General features: G+C 62.5%; 17 protein-coding genes. 8 read left to right on the top strand and 9 right to left on the bottom strand.

The features are described from left to right. Window positions 1-60: 60 nt before the first annotated feature. Both ppk1 and hemB read right to left on the bottom strand, forming a co-directional pair. The gene (gene ppk1, locus J3P88_RS01640) at window positions 61-2,277 is read right to left on the bottom strand and encodes a polyphosphate kinase 1 (RefSeq protein ID WP_434573646.1); all 2,217 of its coding nucleotides are present in this window, start codon (window positions 2,275-2,277) and stop codon (window positions 61-63) included. A gap of 17 nt (window positions 2,278-2,294) precedes the next feature. Beyond that, entirely contained in the window at window positions 2,295-3,308 is a 1,014-nt protein-coding gene (gene hemB, locus J3P88_RS01635) for a porphobilinogen synthase (RefSeq protein WP_072405986.1), read from the bottom strand. A gap of 204 nt (window positions 3,309-3,512) precedes the next feature. Here hemB and J3P88_RS01630 point away from each other — a divergent pair, with 204 nt between their 5' ends. Next, window positions 3,513-4,136, top strand: coding sequence for a DedA family protein (locus J3P88_RS01630; RefSeq protein WP_186706835.1), 624 nt, complete (start codon window positions 3,513-3,515; stop codon window positions 4,134-4,136). Here the strand turns inward: J3P88_RS01630 and J3P88_RS01625 are convergent. Then, complete coding sequence (locus tag J3P88_RS01625) at window positions 4,117-5,364, bottom strand: sterol desaturase family protein (protein ID WP_434573644.1); 1,248 nt, start codon at window positions 5,362-5,364, stop codon at window positions 4,117-4,119. The two genes, J3P88_RS01630 and J3P88_RS01625, sit on opposite strands and share 20 nt — an antisense overlap. A gap of 124 nt (window positions 5,365-5,488) precedes the next feature. On the opposite strand from J3P88_RS01625, the gene elbB reads away from it, so the two are divergent. Beyond that, window positions 5,489-6,157: an isoprenoid biosynthesis glyoxalase ElbB gene (gene elbB, locus J3P88_RS01620; protein ID WP_434573642.1), complete on the top strand. Its 669-nt coding sequence runs from the start codon at window positions 5,489-5,491 to the stop codon at window positions 6,155-6,157. A gap of 135 nt (window positions 6,158-6,292) precedes the next feature. Here the strand turns inward: elbB and J3P88_RS01615 are convergent, their stop codons facing one another. Both J3P88_RS01615 and J3P88_RS01610 read right to left on the bottom strand, forming a co-directional pair. Continuing rightward, window positions 6,293-6,748, bottom strand: a complete 456-nt coding sequence (locus J3P88_RS01615; RefSeq protein ID WP_186706838.1) for a YaiI/YqxD family protein — start codon at window positions 6,746-6,748, stop codon at window positions 6,293-6,295. Between the two features lie 147 nt (window positions 6,749-6,895). Further along, a complete protein-coding gene (locus J3P88_RS01610) occupies window positions 6,896-8,794 on the bottom strand; it encodes an FTR1 family protein (protein WP_434573640.1) in 1,899 nt (632 codons plus the stop codon). Window positions 8,795-9,110: 316 nt separating this feature from the next. Here J3P88_RS01610 and J3P88_RS01605 point away from each other — a divergent pair, with 316 nt between their 5' ends. The 4 genes from J3P88_RS01605 to J3P88_RS01590 all read left to right on the top strand — a co-directional run bounded on the left by J3P88_RS01605 (window position 9,111) and on the right by J3P88_RS01590 (window position 12,436). Further along, window positions 9,111-10,505 carry a COG3014 family protein gene (locus J3P88_RS01605; RefSeq protein WP_434573638.1) on the top strand — a complete coding sequence of 465 codons (1,395 nt, stop codon included), beginning with the start codon at window positions 9,111-9,113 and terminating at the stop codon, window positions 10,503-10,505. Between the two features lie 18 nt (window positions 10,506-10,523). Continuing rightward, on the top strand, window positions 10,524-10,895 hold the full coding sequence (locus J3P88_RS01600; RefSeq protein WP_186706841.1) for a YcfL family protein: 372 nt from the start codon (window positions 10,524-10,526) through the stop codon (window positions 10,893-10,895). 206 nt (window positions 10,896-11,101) lie between these two features. After that, on the top strand, window positions 11,102-11,689 hold the full coding sequence (gene lpoB, locus J3P88_RS01595) for a penicillin-binding protein activator LpoB (protein ID WP_053126460.1): 588 nt from the start codon (window positions 11,102-11,104) through the stop codon (window positions 11,687-11,689). A gap of 3 nt (window positions 11,690-11,692) precedes the next feature. Then, a complete protein-coding gene (locus J3P88_RS01590; RefSeq protein ID WP_434573636.1) occupies window positions 11,693-12,436 on the top strand; it encodes a penicillin-binding protein activator LpoB in 744 nt (247 codons plus the stop codon). A gap of 224 nt (window positions 12,437-12,660) precedes the next feature. Here the strand turns inward: J3P88_RS01590 and J3P88_RS01585 are convergent, their stop codons facing one another. From J3P88_RS01585 to J3P88_RS01575, 3 genes are all read right to left on the bottom strand, one after another. Next, on the bottom strand, window positions 12,661-13,293 hold the full coding sequence (locus J3P88_RS01585; RefSeq protein ID WP_434573634.1) for a LysE family transporter: 633 nt from the start codon (window positions 13,291-13,293) through the stop codon (window positions 12,661-12,663). Between the two features lie 147 nt (window positions 13,294-13,440). Next, a complete protein-coding gene (locus J3P88_RS01580) occupies window positions 13,441-14,022 on the bottom strand; it encodes a mechanosensitive ion channel family protein (protein WP_186706844.1) in 582 nt (193 codons plus the stop codon). Next, window positions 14,022-15,932: an ATP-binding cassette domain-containing protein gene (locus J3P88_RS01575; RefSeq protein WP_434573632.1), complete on the bottom strand. Its 1,911-nt coding sequence runs from the start codon at window positions 15,930-15,932 to the stop codon at window positions 14,022-14,024. Before J3P88_RS01575 ends, J3P88_RS01580 begins: the two co-directional genes overlap by 1 nt. A gap of 50 nt (window positions 15,933-15,982) precedes the next feature. Between J3P88_RS01575 and J3P88_RS01570 the strand changes: the two genes are divergently transcribed. Continuing rightward, window positions 15,983-16,447 carry a TIGR02444 family protein gene (locus J3P88_RS01570; RefSeq protein ID WP_434573630.1) on the top strand — a complete coding sequence of 155 codons (465 nt, stop codon included), beginning with the start codon at window positions 15,983-15,985 and terminating at the stop codon, window positions 16,445-16,447. Here J3P88_RS01570 and J3P88_RS01565 read toward each other — a convergent pair. Further along, window positions 16,444-17,646 carry an AlgP family protein gene (locus tag J3P88_RS01565; protein WP_434573628.1) on the bottom strand — a complete coding sequence of 401 codons (1,203 nt, stop codon included), beginning with the start codon at window positions 17,644-17,646 and terminating at the stop codon, window positions 16,444-16,446. The genes J3P88_RS01570 and J3P88_RS01565 overlap by 4 nt on opposite strands. Before the next feature lie 191 nt (window positions 17,647-17,837). Between J3P88_RS01565 and J3P88_RS01560 the strand changes: the two genes are divergently transcribed. Then, the gene (locus J3P88_RS01560; protein ID WP_186730157.1) at window positions 17,838-18,503 is read left to right on the top strand and encodes an FKBP-type peptidyl-prolyl cis-trans isomerase; all 666 of its coding nucleotides are present in this window, start codon (window positions 17,838-17,840) and stop codon (window positions 18,501-18,503) included. Window positions 18,504-18,550: the final 47 nt, after the last annotated feature.

Below are 18,550 nucleotides of genomic sequence, written 5' to 3'. Positions count from 1 at the left end.
CCCAGCGGGAGCAAGCTCCCTCGCCACAAAAGCTAAGCCTGCCACCCAACCTTCGAGCTTTTAACGAACCGCCAACACCGGGCTGCTCAAACGCTCCAACAAGGTCGCCTGGGCGCTGCGCGGGTTCTGGTTGCCGGTCGGCGTGTTGCGGATGTAACGGCCATCCGACTGCAGGCTCCAGCTGTGGGTGTTGTCGGTCAGGTAGCTTTCCAACTCCTTCTTGACCCGCAGGATCAGCTTCTTGCCTTCCACCGGGAAGCAGGTCTCGACCCGCTTGTCGAGGTTGCGCTCCATCCAGTCGGCGCTGGACAGGAACATCTGCTCCTCACCGCCGTTGAGGAAGTAGAACACCCGCGTGTGCTCCAGGAACCGCCCGATGATCGAGCGCACGTGGATGTTGTGGGACACCCCCGGAATGCCCGGCCGCAGGCAGCACATGCCCCGCACCACGAGGTCGATGCGCACGCCCGACTGGCTGGCCTTGTACAACGCCCGGATGATCTTCGGATCGGTCAGCGAGTTGAACTTGGCAATGATGTGGGCCGGTTTGCCATCCAGGGCGAACTGCGTCTCCCGGGCGATCATGTCGAGCATGCCCTTTTTCAGGGTGAACGGCGCATGCAGCAGTTTCTTCATGCGCAGGGTCTTGCCCATGCCGATCAACTGGCTGAACAGCTTGCCGACGTCCTCGCACAAGGCATCGTCGGAGGTCAGCAGGCTGTAGTCGGTGTACAGGCGGGCGTTGGCGGCATGGTAGTTGCCGGTGCCCAAGTGGGCGTAACGCACGATCTCACCGGCTTCACGGCGCAGGATGAGCATCATCTTGGCGTGGGTCTTGAAGCCGACCACGCCGTAGATCACCACCGCGCCTGCCGCTTGCAGGCGGCTGGCCAGTTGCAGGTTGGATTCCTCGTCGAAGCGGGCGCGCAATTCGATCACCGCCGTGACTTCCTTGCCGTTTCGCGCGGCGTCCACCAGGGCATCGACGATTTCCGAGTTGGCGCCGCTGCGATACAGGGTCTGGCGCACCGCCAGGACGTGGGGGTCCTTGGCGGCCTGGCGCAGCAGGTCGACCACCGGCGTGAACGACTCGAACGGGTGCAACAGGAGGATGTCCTGCTTGCTGATCACGCTGAAAATGTTCTCGCTGTTTTGCAGCAATTTCGGGATCTGCGGCGTAAACGGCGAATATTGCAGCTCCGGATGGCTGTCCAGGCCGGTGATGCTGAACAGTCGGGTCAGGTTGACCGGGCCGTTGACCTGGTACAGCTCGGTCTCGTGCAGGTTGAACTGCTTGAGCAGGTAGTCGGACAGGTGTTTGGGGCAGGTGTCGGCCACCTCCAAGCGCACCGCATCGCCGTAGCGACGGGAGAACAGCTCGCCGCGCAGGGCACGGGCCAGGTCTTCGACGTCCTCGGTGTCCACCGACAGGTCGGCGTTACGGGTCAGGCGGAACTGGTAGCAACCCTTCACTTTCATGCCCTGGAACAGGTCATCGGCGTGGGCGTGGATCATCGACGACAGGAACACATAATTGTCCCCGGGGCCGCCGACGTCTTCCGGCACACGAATGATGCGCGGCAACAGGCGCGGCGCCGGGATGATCGCCAGGCCGGAATCGCGACCGAAGGCGTCGATGCCTTCCAGCTCGACGATGAAGTTCAGGCTCTTGTTGACCAGCAGCGGGAACGGGTGCGTCGGATCGAGGCCGATCGGCGTAATGATCGGTGCGATCTCGTCGCGGAAATAGCGGCGCACCCAAGTCTTGATCTTGGTGTTCCAGTTGCGCCGGCGGATGAAGCGCACCTGGTGCTTTTCCAGCTCCGGCAACAGGATGTCGTTGAGGATCGCGTACTGCCGGTCCACATGACCGTGGACCAGTTCGCTGATGCGCGCCAAGGCCTGGTGCGGTTGCAGACCATCGGCGCCGGCCTGTTCACGGGCGAAGGTGATCTGCTTCTTCAGGCCGGCCACACGAATTTCGAAAAACTCGTCCAGGTTGCTGGAAAAGATCAGCAGGAACTTCAGCCGCTCCAGCAGCGGGTAGGACTCGTCCAGCGCCTGCTCCAGCACGCGGATGTTGAACTGCAGTTGCGACAGCTCGCGATGGATGTACAGGCTGCTGTCATCCAGGTTCGGAATAGCAATCGCCGGCGCCGGGGCAGGCTCGACCACAGCCGGGGGAGCGGGCTCCAGCTCCGGCGGTGTCTCGGCGACTGGCTCGACCACGGGTTGAGCGTCTTTTACGGCAACTTCTGTGAGTCCTTCGGTATTCATCGCAAGTTCCTGGGAGGCTATTTCTGCTCTCGTAACAATTGGGCGGCGCGCACGGCAAAGTAAGTCAGGATGCCATCAGCGCCTGCGCGTTTGAAAGCGGTCAAGGACTCCAGGATCACCCCTTCGCCCAACCAACCGTTCTGGATCGCGGCCATGTGCATGGCGTACTCGCCGCTGACCTGATAAACAAAGGTCGGCACTTTGAATTCGTCTTTGACCCGGCAAAGAATGTCGAGGTAGGGCATGCCAGGCTTGACCATGACCATGTCTGCCCCTTCTGACAAGTCAGCCGCCACTTCGTGCAAGGCTTCCTGACTGTTGGCCGGGTCCATCTGATAAGAGGCCTTGTTGGCCTTGCCCAGGTTCAGCGCCGAGCCGACCGCATCGCGGAACGGGCCGTAATAGGCGCTGGCGTACTTGGCCGAGTAGGCCATGATCCGCACATTGACGTGACCGGCGACCTCGAGGGCTTCGCGGATCGCCTGGATGCGCCCGTCCATCATGTCCGACGGCGCTACCACCTGGGCACCGGCCTCGGCATGGGACAACGCCTGCCGGACCAGCGCATCGACGGTAATGTCGTTCTGCACATAGCCTTCTTCGTCGAGGATACCGTCCTGCCCGTGGGTGGTGAACGGGTCCAGCGCCACGTCGGTGATCACCCCCAGTTCCGGGAAACGCGCACGCAGGGCACGGGTCGCACGTTGGGCAATGCCCTCCGGGTTCCAGGCTTCGGCGGCGTCCAGGGACTTGAGCGCCGGCGGCGTAACCGGGAACAGGGCCAGCGCCGGAATGCCCAGCTCGACCCAGTGGGCGGCTTCTTCGAGCAGCAGGTCGATGGTCAGGCGCTCCACCCCGGGCATCGACGCCACCGCTTCGCGACGGTTCTCACCGTCCAGCACGAACACCGGCAGGATCAGGTCATCGGTGGTCAGCACGTTTTCACGCACCAGCCGACGAGAGAACTCATCACGGCGGTTGCGACGCAGACGGGTAGCAGGGAACAGACGATTGGCGGGGGTAAAGCTCACGGCAGACTCCTGAGCCCGCAGACGGGCGAGCGTGACAGTTATAAGCGGCCATTATGACGAACGCGTGACAGTTGTGCGAAAGCGCGACCGGTAGTCGCAGTCATTGTCTTCTGTAGGAATTGTTCACGTCGAGACACATTTCGATACTTTCCTGAATGTGCCCGAAGGGTTAGGCTGCGCGTTCATTTCGCCAGCACCCAGACAATGCTCCAACAATTTCTGCATGACTTCGGCTACTTGGCCCTGTTTATCGGCACGTTCTTCGAAGGCGAAACCATCCTCGTGCTCGCAGGCTTCCTGGCGTTCCGTGGCTACATGGACATCAACCTGGTGGTCGTCGTGGCGTTCTGCGGCAGCTACGCGGGCGATCAGCTGTGGTATTTCCTGGGGCGCAAGCACGGCCGCAAGCTCTTGGCGCGCAAGCCGCGCTGGCAGTTGATGGGCGATCGCGCGTTGGAGCACATCCGCCGGCATCCGGACATCTGGGTCCTGAGTTTCCGCTTCGTCTACGGCCTGCGCACGGTGATGCCGGTGGCCATCGGCCTGTCAGGCTACCCGCCGGGCCGCTACCTGCTGCTCAACGGCATCGGCGCGGCAATCTGGGCCACGGCCCTGGCCGCCGCCGCGTACCACTTCGGCGCGGTGCTGGAAGGCATGCTGGGTAGCATCAAGAAATACGAACTGTGGGTGCTCGGCGCGCTGCTGGTGCTGGGCCTGGTCCTGTGGCTGCGCCGGCGCATCAAGAATGCGCGGCTGGCCAAGAAAGTCCTCGAAGCCGAGCGACTCGAACAAGCCAAGTCTGCCGAGCCTACGACGCCAACCGAGTAAACCGGCTGCGGCAGCAGTACAGCCCGATGCCGCTGAGCAGGCTGTAGCTGAGCAGCCCGACCCAGGCCCCATGGCTCATCACAGCGCTGGCCGGCCACAACCCGGCCAAGGGCGCCAGCCATACCAGCGGCAGGTTCGACGCCAGCCGCAACAGCTCCAGCTTCAGCGCCCACGGGCGATTCTCCAGGGCCACGCCCAACACGAACAGACCGAACGCCACCGCGCCCCAACCCAGCACCAGGGCGGCGACCGGCAGGCTGCCTTCAAGGTTCATCAAATAACTGCCCAAGGCAATGTAGACGCCGAACTGCAGCCCTGCGTACCACTGCTGGCGCAGGTCCAGCGGCACTTCGAATTTGCGGAACTGGCTCAAGTCCGGCTTGTTCAGCGGGTACCGGGCCGCGACATCCGCCGGACGCCAACCGGTGGGCATGAACCAGATTCGCAGCTTGTCCCACCAGCGCCCCGCTCGCCGCGCATCGGCCCACAGCTGGGCATAGAACTGCAGGTTGGCCCACAACGGATTCCAGCTCGCCAGCGGCGTGGTCACGCCAAAAATCACCGGCTCGTTATCGTCTTCTTCCTGGAAGGTGCCAAACAGACGGTCCCAAATAATGAACACCCCGCCGTAGTTGCGATCCATGTAGAGAGGGTTCTGTGCATGGTGGGCACGATGATTGGACGGCGTCACGAAACACCACTCCAGCCAGCCGAGCTTGGGAATGTGCTGGGTGTGGACCCAGAACTGGTACAGCAGATTCAACGCCGCAACGCTGACGAAGACCACCAACGGCACGCCCAATACGGCGAGCGGGACGTAGAAGACCCAGCTCAACAGGAAGCCGGTGCTGGTCTGGCGCAACGCGGTGGACAGGTTGTAGTCCTCGCTCTGGTGATGCACCGAATGGGCGGCCCAGAGGATGTTGCGCTCATGCCCCATGCGGTGCAGCCAGTAATAGCAGAAGTCGTAGAGCACAAAGGCAAACACCCAGGTCCAGGCCCGGTCGGCAGGGAGCTCGATGACGGCCAGGTGCTTCAACGCAAAGGCATAGGTCACCAGTCCCACGCCTTTGGTCAGCAGGCCGGTGGTGGTCGACAGCACGCCGGTGCTCACGCTGTTGATCGCGTCTGCCACGCGGTAGTGGCTCACGCCCCGCCAGCGATCGGCCAACAACTCGACGGCAATCAGCACAAAGAAGAACGGCACGGCATACAGGATGAAGTTCATGACGCAACCCGGGCAGGCGAGGCAGGGAGATAACCGGCAGGTTAGGTGTAGCTGCCCGATCCCCCTATGGCAACGAGTGACAAATTAGTAGACATTTAACGCCATGAATCTGGAGAAAAAGCCCATGAGCAAAAAAATTGCAGTGATCCTTTCCGGCTGTGGCGTGTATGACGGCGCCGAGATCCACGAAAGCGTGATCACCTTGCTGCGCCTCGATCAGCGCGGGGCGCAGGTCCAGTGCTTCGCCCCCGACATTGCCCAGTTGCATGTGATCAATCACCTGACAGGCGAGGAGATGCCCGAGAGCCGCAACGTGTTGGTGGAGTCCGCGCGGATCGCCCGGGGCAACGTGAAGGATTTGCGTGACGCCAACGTCGACGATTTCGATGCGCTGATCGTACCCGGTGGCTTTGGCTCGGCGAAAAACCTCTCCAACTTTGCCGTCGAAGGCGTCGGTTGCACGGTCCAGCCAGAAGTCCTGGCCTTGACCGAGGCCTTTGCCGAGGCCGGTAAACCGGTGGGGCTGATCTGCATCTCCCCGGCCCTGGCAGCAAAAATCTATGGCCCGGGGGTGACCTGCACCATCGGCAACGACCCGGACACGGCGGCGGCCGTGAGCAAAATGGGCGGTACCCACGAAGACTGCGCGGTGACCGACATCGTCGAGGACCGCGCGCGCAAACTGGTCAGTACCCCGGCCTACATGCTGGCGCAGAACATCAGCGAAGCGGCTTCGGGCATCAACAAGCTGGTGGACCGGGTGTTGGAATTGACGCACGAGAACGACGCCTGACCCCGCAACCGCTCCTGAACCTTCTTCCTGTGGGAGCGGGCTTGCTCGCGAATGCGGTGTGTCAGTCATCGATGAGCCAACTGAACCGACGCCTTCGCGAGCAAGCCCGCTCCCACAAGGGAATTGAGGCAAGACTCAGGAAACTCGAGTCAACCGAGTCAGGATCCGATCCAGCGCATTGGCAAATCCTTGCTTGTCCCGCTCGCTGTACGCCGCCGGGCCGCCACCCATATGCCCCTGCTCACGCAAATCGGTGAACAGGTTGCGCACCGCCAGGCGCTCGCCCATGTTTTGCGCGTCGAACTCCTTGCCCCGCGGATCCAGGGCGGCGACGCCCCTCTTTACCAACCGGTCGGCCAAGGGCACGTCGCTGCAGATCACCAGCTCACCCGGCACGGCGTGCTCCACCAGGTAATCGTCCGCCGCGTCAGGGCCGCTGGGCACCACGATCAACTTCACACAGGCCAGGGCCGGCTTGATCTGCGGTTGGCCAGCCACCAGCACCACCTCGAACCGGCGCTTCAAGGCGAACTTGACCACCAGTTCCTTCGCCGCCTTGGGACAGGCGTCGGCGTCGATCCATACGCGCATTGAGTGGCTTCCTCTAAATTAAAAAGCATCGCGGGCAAGCCTTGCTCCCACAGGTAAGTGCTGGCTGTGGGAGCAAGGCTTGTGCGGGAGCAGGCTTGTGTGGGAGCAAAGCTTGCTCGCGATCATGAGCGCAGCGAATGCCGCTTTTCAGGAAACCTGCACCCGACGCTTCTCCGCCACCCAACTGCGCCCATACAGCACCACGATCGCCACGATCGCCACCACTTGCGCGGCCAGCGAATAGGCATCGGCATGAATGCCCAGCCAGTCGAAGTCGAAGAACGCCACCGGATGGGTGCCGAAAATCCCGGCTTCCTGCAACGCCTTCACGCCATGACCGGCGAACACCACCGACAGCGCGCACAACAACGCGGCGTTGATGCTGAAGAACAGCGTCAGCGGCAGTTTCGCCGAGCCGCGCAGGATCACCCAGGCCAACCCCACCAGCAACACCAGCGCCGTCGCACCGCCGGCCAGCACCGCGTTGTGCCCGGCAGGGCCCGCTTGCAGCCACAGGGTTTCGTAGAACAGGATCACTTCGAACAGTTCGCGATAGACCGAGAAGAACGCCAGGATCGCAAAACCAAAACGACCACCGCCGCCCACCAGGCTGCTCTTGATGTAGTCCTGCCAGGCCGCTGCGTGGCGACGGTCGTGCATCCAGACGCCCAGCCACAGCACCATCACGCTGGCGAACAACGCCGTCGCGCCTTCGAGCAACTCGCGCTGGGCACCGCTGACGTCGATCACATACGCCGCCAGGCCCCAGGTCGCCAGGCCGGCCAGCAGCGCCAGGCCCCAACCGACGTTAACGCTGCGCACCGCCGACTGCTGGCCGGTGTTGCGCAGGAATGCCAGGATTGCCGCCAGCACCAGGATCGCTTCCAACCCTTCACGCAGCAGGATCAGCAAGCCGGAGATGTAGCTCAGCGACCAGCTCAAGCCATCGCCGCCCAGCAAGTCGGCGGACGCTTTCAACTTGGCCTTGGCCGCGTCCAGGCGCTGTTCGGCCTGCTCCACCGGCAGACCGTCCTGCAGCGACTGACGGTAGGCCATCAGGGCCTTTTCGGTGTCTTTGCGCACGTTGGCATCGACATTGTCCAGCGAGCTTTCCACCAGCTCGAAACCTTCCAGATAAGCCGCGACCGACAGGTCGTAGGCCTGGTCATGGTCACCGGCGCGATACGCCGCGATGCTTTTGTCCAGAGTAGCGGCCGTGTAGTCGAGCAACTGCGCCGGGCCACGTTGCACCTGTGGCGGCTGGGCACGCTGGGCACGGAATGTCGCCGCCGCCGCCGGGCCTTGCGCGGCGAGGACTTCGCCCGGGGTCTGGCGCGCCAGGTCAGCGAGGTTAAAGACTTGTTCACTTTTGGCCGCGGCCGGGTCGGCGCTGAAGCTGGCGATGTAGGTCGCCAGGTCCCAGCGTTGACGGTCGTCGAGCTGATCGGCGAAGGCCGGCATGTCGGTGCCTTCGATGCCCATGCCGAGGGTGTTGTAGATCCCATAGAGGCTCAGGCGATCCAGGCGCTGGGCGTCCCGCAAGTTGGCGGGCGGCGGTTCCAGGCCAACACCGGCAGGACCGTCGCCGGCACCGCTGGCACCGTGGCACACCGAACAATTCTGCGCATACAACGGCGCACCGCGAATGGGATCGGGAGTGATGACCGGCGCTTGGCTGACTTCATATGCCACCGCCAGCTTGGCCCCCAGCTGCCGCGCCAGGCGGGCGACTTCGCCGCCGTCCTGGCGCTGGGTGATCGCCGTGCGCAAGGCGCCGATGCCCTGGACCAACTCGGCCTTTTCCGGTTTGGCCGGCAACCCGACGATCAACCCTTCCAGCGCCTGGGTGAACTCCAACTGCTCGCGGTACTCCGCCTCGTCGATGACCTTGCCTGCCTCGACCGTAGCCGGGTAATCCGCCCCGATGTAATCCAATAAATGCAGCGCCTGGGGGGCACTTTCGAGGGTGTCGGCCAGCAGCGAAGTGCTGCACAGCGCAAGCAATGGCAATACAAGCCAGGCCAGCAAACGGAACGGCGCAGTCATGAATGACTCTCGGTTGGTAATAAGAAGTAACACATTGTTCACTTCCAATGGCTTTGGCTCAAGGGCGGATGTGCCTGGGGAGCCGATTTTCATCGGATTTTCATGCTTTGGAGGTGATGTCACAAAAACAGCATTTCGCAATTGAAAAGCCATTACATAGCCAAGCGCCATGTTTATAATCCCGCGGCCTTCTTATCATTCGATGGCATAAAAGCTCCTCTTTTTATGAGGAACCGACAGCGTTTCGACGCTCGTCCGTGGGATCGCTCCAGCCCGGCCCGCACACCCCCGGCTGCTATCAGGGAAGAAAATGTTCATGGCATCCCGTGCCGTTCTTTCGGTCGCCCTCGGCGCGATCACCTTGTTGTCCGGCTGCTCGGCCTTTCGCAACTACGACAGCGAATTGGCCCAGACCAACCAGCAGCTGGCGTCCGGCAACGTCGACGGCGCGTTGACCCTGCTGGAAAAGAACAACTCCAGCCAGGACAAAGACCTGCTGTATTACTTCGAGAAAGGTGAGCTGCTGCGTGCCAAGGGCGATTTGTCCGGCAGCCAGACCGCCTGGAACAGCGCCGATCAGCAGGTCGGCCAGTGGGAGGATGCGGTCAAGCTCGACACAGCCAAGTACCTGGCCCAGTTCGGCAGCTTCCTGGTCAACGATAAAGTCCGCCGCTACGAAGGCTACGATTACGAAAAGGTCATGCTGACCACGCAGATGGCCTTGAATCTGCTGGCAGTGAACGACTTCGACGGCGCCCGGACCCAGATCAAGAAGACCCACGAACGCGAAGCGGTGATCGCCGACCTGCGGGACAAGGAATACCTCAAGCGCGAGGAGGAAGCCGAGAAACAAGGGGTCAGGACCGAATACAAGGACCTCCAGGGTTACCCGGTGGCCAGCCTCGACGCCCCGGAAGTCGTCGGCCTCAAAAACAGTTACCAAAGCGCGTTCAGCCACTACCTGGCCGGTTTCGTCTACGAAGCCCTGGGTGAAAAAGACCTGGCCGCGCCGGGCTATCGCAAGGCCGCCGAACTGCGCCCCAACACGCCATTGCTGGAGCAGGCCCTGCGCGACCTGGACAAGCCTGCCGCCAAAAGCGATGACAGCGACATCCTGATCGTGGTGCAGAGTGGCCTGGCGCCGTCCCGGGACTCGATCCGCATTCCCCTTCCGCTGCCGATCAGCGGCAACTTGGTCATCACACCGTTGTCGTTCCCGCTGATCAAGCCTGACACCTCCACAGCCACCTTCGGCCAGATCGGTGTCGATGGCCGCCAGTTGGACCTGACCCAGCTCAACAGCACCACCGCCATGTCCCGCCGGGCCCTGCGCGACGACATGCCGGGCATCATCCTGCGCACCACCGTGCGCGCCGTCACCCGTGGCGTGGCGCAAAAGCAAATCAACGAAACCAATCCCTTGGCCGGCTTGGCCGTGGGTCTTACCTCGGCGGTACTCGAAGGCGCCGACACCCGGACCTGGCGCACCCTGCCCGACTACACCCAAGTGGTGCGCCTGCGCCTGAAGAAAGGCGAGCACCAGGTCACCCTGCCAAGCGCGGTGGGCGGTTCGGTGGTCAAGGTCACCGTCGACCAGCGCTACCAGGTCATCACGCTGCGAGCGGTGGGTAACCAAGTGTTCGCCGGCGGCCTGGCGGCCCAGGTGATACCAAGCGCCAACCCGACCGCCATTGCCCTCAAGCAACCTTAAGAACGGAGTCTTGTTCACATGCGTTTAAAACTGATCGCCGTCGGCGCCCTGGCCTTGCTGGCCGGTTGCGCCACCCCGCCGCCACCGGAGCCGGGCAGCGCCGCCAGCAAGGTCGTGGCGATGGGCAAGACCAAGAACATCGTGGTCGGCGCCATGCGCGTGGCCCGGGAAAACGGCTACATGACCGTCAATGTCCAGTTGAGCAATACCAGCTACAACAACAAGACGATGTATTACCGCTTTGCCTGGCTGGGGCCGGAAGGCTTTCCGATCGCCGAAGAAGAAACCTGGAAAAGCCTGACGATGTATGGCGAACAGACCAGTTTCCTGCCGGCCATCGCACCGACACCCAAGGCCGTGGACTTCCGTTTGGAAATCAATACCCCTTGAGCCTGATCCCGGTCGGTCAAGCCAGCACCGGACCTGTGGCGAGGGAGCTTGCTCCCGCTGGGCCGCGAAGCGGCCCCAAGATCTTGCGGTCGCTACGCAACCGAGCGGGAGCAAGCTCCCTCGCCACAGGGACCGTCGGCACAAGTTCCTTTACCGATCGGCATTGCACCTAAGCCCATATTCATTCAGTTTTCGAGAGCCCCCACATGTTCGTACGCATTTCCTCCCTCGCCCTCGCCGCCCTGCTGGTCAGCGGCTGTGCCAACAACTCGCCGGTCCTGGGCAACAAGAACATCAGCTACGGCGATACCAAGGCCGTGGAAACCGTGACCAACGAGTTCGGCTCCACCGACCTGCAAATGATCGCCGAGTCCATGACCCGCTCCCTGGCCCAGTCCGGCATCCTGCAGGGTCGCCCGGTTGTCCAGGTCTATGACGTGAAGAACAAGACCAGCGAATACATCGACACCCGCGAAATCACCACCAGCATCAAGACCCAGTTGATGAAGACCGGCGCGGCCCGTTTCGCCAGCGACAACACCGCCATGGAAAGCCAGGTCGACCAGCTCAAGCTGCAGAACCAGAGCGGCCTGTACAAGAAAAGCACCGTGGCCAAGACCGGCAACATGATCGCTGCCAAGTACCGCCTCGAGGGCTCCATCAGCTCGATCGTCAAGCGCAGCAGCGACTACAAGGACGTCTTCTACAAATTCAGCCTGCAATTGATCGACGTCGAGAGCGGTCTGGCCGAGTGGATGGACGAAAAAGAAATCCGCAAGACCACGGAGCGCTAAGCCATGCGCACATGGATAGGCATCATGGCCCTGGCCTGCGCATTCAGTGCCCAGGCGGCCCCAAAAGTCGCGGTAACCGACCTGGCGTACCAGGAACGGGTGGAGGAATACATCCACACCGTTTCGGCGCAGAGCAACTTCCAGGCGACCCCCTACAGCGCCAGCGCTTCCTCGAGCTACGACGAGATGGAAGCCACCAGCAGCTACATCGAGCAGGGCGAACTGCGCAAGTTCACCGGCGACATCAAGGGCGAGATCCTGCGCAGCGGCATGTTCCAGCTGACCCAGGGCACGCCCCACACGGCGGCATCCAGTGGCGACGTGTATGACGTGATCAAGCGCATCAAGGCCGGCAACTTCAAGGGTGCCGACTACGTGCTGTTCGGCACCGTGTCGGACATCGATTTCACCCGCGACATCAACGAGCTGGCCCATACCGACAGCTACTCGGCTGTGCTGGCGTTGACCCTGGTGGCGGACTTCAGCCTGATCAACACCAAGACCTACGAGATCACCTCGGCCTTCACGGCCATGGGCGAAGGCCAGGACACCAAGTTGCTGAACCACCGGGACGCACGCATCAGCCTCAACCGCCCGCGGGTGGTCCGCGAAGTGTCCAAGGCCCTGGGTGAAGACGTGGCGCGGCAACTGAGCGAACAACTCGGCGGCCCGAGCTACGAGCAACCTGGCGAACCGGTACAGCGCAATAACCTGCCTCGGGATACGGCGCCGGTGATCTTGCGCTGAGTCATACCGTCGGGTAGCTGTTTAGCGGCTCTTGTGGCGAGCTAGCTGTTTTAGCTTCTGTGATGAGCTGAATGCTTTTGTGGCGAGGGAGCTTGCTCCCGCTCGGTTGCGCAGCGACCGCAAGATCTTGGGGCCGCTTCGCAGCCCAGCGGGAGCAAGCTCCCTCGCCACAAAAGCCCTCTACAAAAGCCAGCCACAAAAGCTACCTCGCCACAGGTTTTGCTTTATGCAGCAGCCTTTCTGATCGTCGCAAGCAAACCCGCCGCGCCAATGAACATACCCGCGAAGGCACGGTTCATCCGCCGCTGTTGTTTCGGTGTGCGCAACAGACGCAGGACTTTAGACGCCAACCCGGTGTACCCGGCCATGACGATGAGATCGACGGCGATCATGGTGACGCCCAGGATCAGGTACTGCTGGATCAACGGTGCATGGGGATTGATGAACTGCGGCAACACCGCCAGCATGAACACCAGCGCCTTGGGGTTGCTGACATTGACCAGGAAACCGCGAAACACCAGCGCCAGGGGCTTACCTATGGGCCGTGGGGCCGCGTCGTCGGTCATGTCGCCGGGAATGGCTCGCCACTGCTTGACCCCCAGGTAGACCAGGTAGGCCACGCCGAACCACTTGATGGCATAGAACGCAGTGGCCGACGCCGTGAGGATCGCGCCAACACCGGCGGCAACGACCAGGATTTGCAACGCCAGGCCCAATTGCAGGCCCAAGGCGTTCCAGTAACCGCGCCAAAAGCCATATCGCAGACCGCTGGACATCGATGCAATCGCGCCGGCACCCGGCGAAAGACTGATCACCCAGCACGCAGCGAAAAACGCCAACCATGTTTCCAGCACCATTGCACTCCCCGGCTCGGATTCGTCGAAACGACTAAGCTAATGCGCCGTCACGCCGTTGACCATCGTTTTTTGCACACGCATTTGAGTCGATGCAAACACCGTGGCGAGGGAGCTCGCTCCCGCTGGGCCGCGTAGCGGCCCTATGCGTTATTCGACGAACCCACCCACCGGAAACGCCTCACTGCCGCGCCAGCGCCGCACCGAGCGCTGGAAGAACAGGCTGTTGGGCACTTGCACCATCGCGCTGCCGGTGCCGAGTTCCTCGGGTTCGATCAGCGTGGTGTACAGCAGATTGATTGCCACCACGCGCCCCTTGATACCGGGCTTGTCGGTGCTATCCACCAACTCGACCACATCGCCCAGGCGAAAGGGTCCCACGGTGTAGATCAAAACGGCGCAGAACAGGTTGGACAGCACGCTCCAGATGGCGAAGAACGCCACCGCTGCCACCGCGACAAAACCCGACAGCGCCGTCCACAGCACCGTGGCCGAGACACCCAGGCGTTCGAGCACCACCAGCACCGCAGTGCCCATGATCAGCCAGCGCAGCACACCCCGCAGGATAATCACCAGTTGGGGTGGGAGCGGGTAACGCTCACCCAGGCCCGTGAGCGCACGCGCGACGAAGCGCTGCGAGACATAACCGGCCACCAGGATCAGCAGGATTTGCACACCGAGCCAGATCGGCTCGATCCACATGACAGGGACAGGCAACGCCAACGCTTCCATCAGGACAACGCCTCCAGCTCCGCTTGCAGGTTTTCCAGCAATTCCAGCGCGTGCATCCAAGCCTCCTCGAGCTCCGCTTCCCGGACCTTCAGCTTGGCCTGTTCGGCCAGCAGGTCACGCAACTCATCCTTGCGCGCTGCCTCGTAGAGACCACTGTCGCCCAGGCTGGTTTCGATTTTCTGCAGTTTTTCATGCAGCTTGCCCAGCTCGGCTTCGAGCTTGTCGGCCTCGCGCTTGTGCGGCGCCAGTTGCTGGCGCAGTGCGGCGGCGGCCTGGCGCTGGGCTTTCTTGTCGGTCTTGTCCGGGTTGACCGGTGTGCTGCTGACCGGCGCGTTGCGCTGGCGGTACTCCACCAGCCAACGGGCGTAGTCCTCCAGGTCACCGTCGAACTCCTCGACCTTGCCATCGGCGACCAGGAAGAAGTTATCCGTGGTGCTCTTGAGCAAATGCCGATCGTGGGACACCACCAATACCGCGCCACTGAATTCCTGTAAGGCCATGGTCAGGGCCAGGCGCATTTCCAGGTCCAGGTGGTTGGTCGGTTCATCGAGCAGCAACAGGTTCGGTCGGCCCCAGGCGATCAATGCCAGTGCCAGACGGGCCTTTTCGCCACCGGAGAAATTCAGCACCGGCTCGTCGATGCGCGCCCCGCGGAAATCGAAACCACCGAGGAAATCGCGCAGGGTCTGTTCGCGCTCGGTCGGCGCCAACCGTTGCAGGTGCAGCAGCGGGCTGGCCTTGGAATCCAGGGAGTCGAGCTGGTGCTGGGCGAAGTAGCCGACGACGGTGTTTTCACCTCGGGTCAGGCGCCCGGCCAGAGGCTCGAGTTCGCCGGACAGGTTCTTGATCAGGGTCGACTTACCGGCACCGTTGGGGCCCAGCAGACCGATCCGCGCTCCAGGGGTCAGTTGCAGCTTGACCTTCTCCAGCACGGTCTTGTCGCCGTAGCCCAGGCGCGCGTCGGACAGGTCGATCAATGGGCTGGAGATCTTGGTCGATTCGCGGAAGACAAAATCGAACGGTGAATCGACGTGGGCCGCCGATAGTTCTTCCATCCGCTCCAGCGCCTTGATCCGGCTCTGGGCCTGGCGGGCCTTGGTGGCCTGGGCCTTGAAGCGGGCGATGTAGCTTTCCATGTGCGCACGTTGCGCCTGTTGCTTCTCGTAGGCCTGCTGTTGCTGGGCCAGGCGTTCGGCACGCGCGCGCTCGAAGGCGCTGTAGCCGCCGCGATACAAGGTGAGCTTGCGCTGATCGACATGGGCCACGTGATCCACCACCGCGTCGAGGAAATCGCGGTCATGGGAAATCAGCAGCAGCGTGCCTGGGTAACTCTTGAGCCAGTCTTCGAGCCAGATGATGGCGTCGAGGTCCAGGTGGTTGGTCGGCTCATCAAGCAGCAACAGATCCGAAGGGCACATCAATGCCTGGGCCAAGTTCAGGCGCATCCGCCAGCCACCGGAGAAGTCCCCGACCTGGCGATCCATCTGCTCATTGGTAAAGCCCAGCCCGGCGAGCAATTTGCGCGCGCGGGCATCGGCGGTGTAGCCATCGGCACTGTCGAGTTCCGAATGCAGGCGGGCCTGTGCGGCACCGTCGTGGGCCGCTTCCGCCGCCGCCAGGTCACGTTGCACCTGGCGCAGGCGCAGGTCGCCATCGAGCACGTAGTCCACCGCCAGGCGCTCGAGGGTGTCGACCTCCTGGCGCATGTGGGCGATGCGCCAGTCGGCCGGCAGCAGGCAATCGCCCGAGTCCGGGTGCAACTCGCCTCGCAGCAAGGCGAACAGGCTCGATTTGCCGGCGCCGTTGGCACCGATGAGGCCGGCTTTGTGGCCGGCGTGCAGGGTCAGCTCGGCGTCTTCTAGCAGACGTTGCGGGCCACGCTGTAAAGTCAGGTTCTGAAGTCGGATCATAATGGCGGCGGAGTCTACCAGCTTCGCTCGCAACTGGCGCGAGTAGCACGATGTCCCCTGACCTGTGGAGTTTTTCCCTCGACCTCTATGCCAAGCCTGGCGTAGAGCCTGCGTGCCTGGCGGCACAAGACGCCGGCGCCAACGTCTGCCTGCTGCTTTGTGGCCTGTGGCTGGCGCAGCGCGGCGTGGCCTGCAATGAACACCGGCTGCAGCGACTTCGACGAATGGCCGAGCCGTGGGAGACCGAGGTGGTGCGGCCACTGCGTACGCTTCGCAACCAATGGAAAGCCGGCGCCCTTCAGGACACGGCACTCAATGGCCTGCGCGAACAGGTCAAGCAGCTGGAGTTGGCCGCCGAACGGCGATTGTTGGAAAGATTGGAAGCGCTGGCCATGGATTGGCCGGGGGCACAACAGAACGATTCAGCGCAATGGCTGCAAGGGCTGGCGGCGAATGCCGAACCCGCGAGCCGCGACGCGCTGCATCAGCTGCGCGTCGCGGTGTCCGGCACTTAGGAAGCGCTGGTTGGGGTGCTGCTGGCGGTCGGCGCAACGGCAGCTGGGCTGGTCGCCGCGGCCGGCGTGCTGGCGGTTGGCGCAGGTGCCGCGGTCGGAGCCGGAGCCGATGTTGCGGGCTTGGCGGCTGGCGCAGTCGCAGGTTTTGCAGCGGCTGGTTTTTTCACGGCCGGTTTCGCGGCGGGCTTGGCAGCAACTGGTTTCGCGGCGGCTGGCTTGGCAGCCGTTGGCTTCGCAACTGCAGGCTTGGCCGCGGCCGGTTTGGCAGCGGGTTTAGCCGCGGTTTTGGCAGGGGCTTTGGCAGCGACTGGCTTGGCAGCGGTTTTTGCAGCGGGCTTGGCCGCAGCCGTTTTGGTTGCCGCAGGCTTCGCTGCCGGTTTGGCAGCAGGCTTGGCGGCAGCCGGTTTTGCAGTGGCTTTTACCGGCGCTTTGGCAGCCGGTTTAGCGGCGGCTGTTTTAGCGGCAGGTTTGGCGACAGCTTTTGCCGCAGGCTTGGCGGCAGGTTTAGCAGCCGCTTTTACAGCAGGCTTGGCAGCGGCAGGTTTAGCGGCCGCCGTTTTTGCAGCGGGCTTGGCAGCCGCCTTGACGACTGGTTTTTTCGCCGCAGGTTTTGCAGCGCTGGCAGCGACGGGTTTGGCAGCCGGCTTGCTGGCGGCTTTGGCCGGTGCTTTGGCGGCAGGCTTGGCAGCGACTTTGGCCGGGGCTTTGGCGGCAGGCTTGGCAGCGACTTTTGCCGGTGCTTTTGCCACGGCGGGTTTAGCCGCCGGCTTCTTGGCCGATACAGCGGCAGGCTTGGCAGCACGAAGCGACAGCGCCTTGCCCGCGGCTTCTTGCACGCGACCGACGCCCTGGGCCAGTTTCAGGCTTTCCTGGGCATCACGCTTGAGTTGCAGAATGTAGGCGCGGGTTTCGGACTGACGATCCTTCAAGGCATCGAGCAAGTCTTCGAGTTCTTTCACGACGTCTTTAGCCTTGGCTTGGGCCTTGGCCTTGCCAGCGGTGGCTGCGTCTTGCAGTTTGGTGCGCGACTTGTGCAGTTTTTCCTGCGCCTTGCCGCGTTGCTTTTCCAGTTTGGCGAGCAGTTTTTCAGCATCAGCCAGCGCTTGGGAGCAGGCATTTTCCAGATGTTCGAGCAGGCTGCCCGAGAGTTGTTGGAGCAAGTGCAACGGAGTGTTTACAGGCTTCTTGGTGGCCGACATGGTTTACCTCCTGACTGACGTGAGTGCGGCTCATACTAGACCTCTGCTGCAACCGCCGCTAGGGCATGTTGACAGTACACAAGACGTTGCGTTGCAAGGGAGGAAAAATCTTCTGCGCCAGTGCCTTGGCAATCCACCTCTACAGATATCGGCACTGGCATAATTCCTCGATTCGAGGCCGGAGAGCACACATGTCGCGTCACCTGTTTTTACTCCTGTGCATGGCTTGCGCCACGGTCCAGGCCGCTGAAAAAACCAGCGCAAACGATGCCCACGATTTGGCTTACAGCCTGGGCGCCAGCCTCGGCGAACGCCTGCGCCAGGACGTGCCGGACCTGCAGATCAAAGCCTTGGTTGAAGGTTTGCAACAGGCCTACCTGGGCAAGCCGCTGGCGCTCAAGGATGAGCGCATCGAACAAATCCTGGCCGAGCACCAGGCGCAACTGAACGCGCCTTCGACAACGCCGCAAACCGAAGCCGCATTGAAAACCGAGCAACAATTTCTCGTCGAAGAAAAGAACCGACCCGGCGTCCAGCAACTGGCAGACGGCATCCTGCTGACCGAAATCAAGCCAGGCCATGGCGCGAAGGCCGGCCCTCATGGCAAGGTCCAGGTGCTGTATACCGGTCGACTGCCGGACGGCTCCGTATTCGATTCCAACCGCCAGGCACAATGGTTCAACCTCGACAGTGTGATTGACGGTTGGCGCAGTGCATTGCCGCAAATGCCGGTCGGCGCGAAATGGCGACTGGTGATTCCGTCGTCCCTGGCCTATGGCGCTGAAGGGGCCGGGGATGTGATCCCGCCGTACACGCCATTGGTGTTTGAGATCGAGTTGCTGGGCGCGACGACCTGACGTTGACCCAATAAAAAAACGGTGCGCAATGCGCACCGTTTTTTCAT

The organism is Pseudomonas sp. Z3-6, assembly GCF_051131985.1.
Classification (GTDB): domain Bacteria; phylum Pseudomonadota; class Gammaproteobacteria; order Pseudomonadales; family Pseudomonadaceae; genus Aquipseudomonas; species Aquipseudomonas zanjanensis.
Note: the sequence above shows the minus strand (reverse complement) of the source record. Positions and strands in the feature narration are given on the sequence as shown.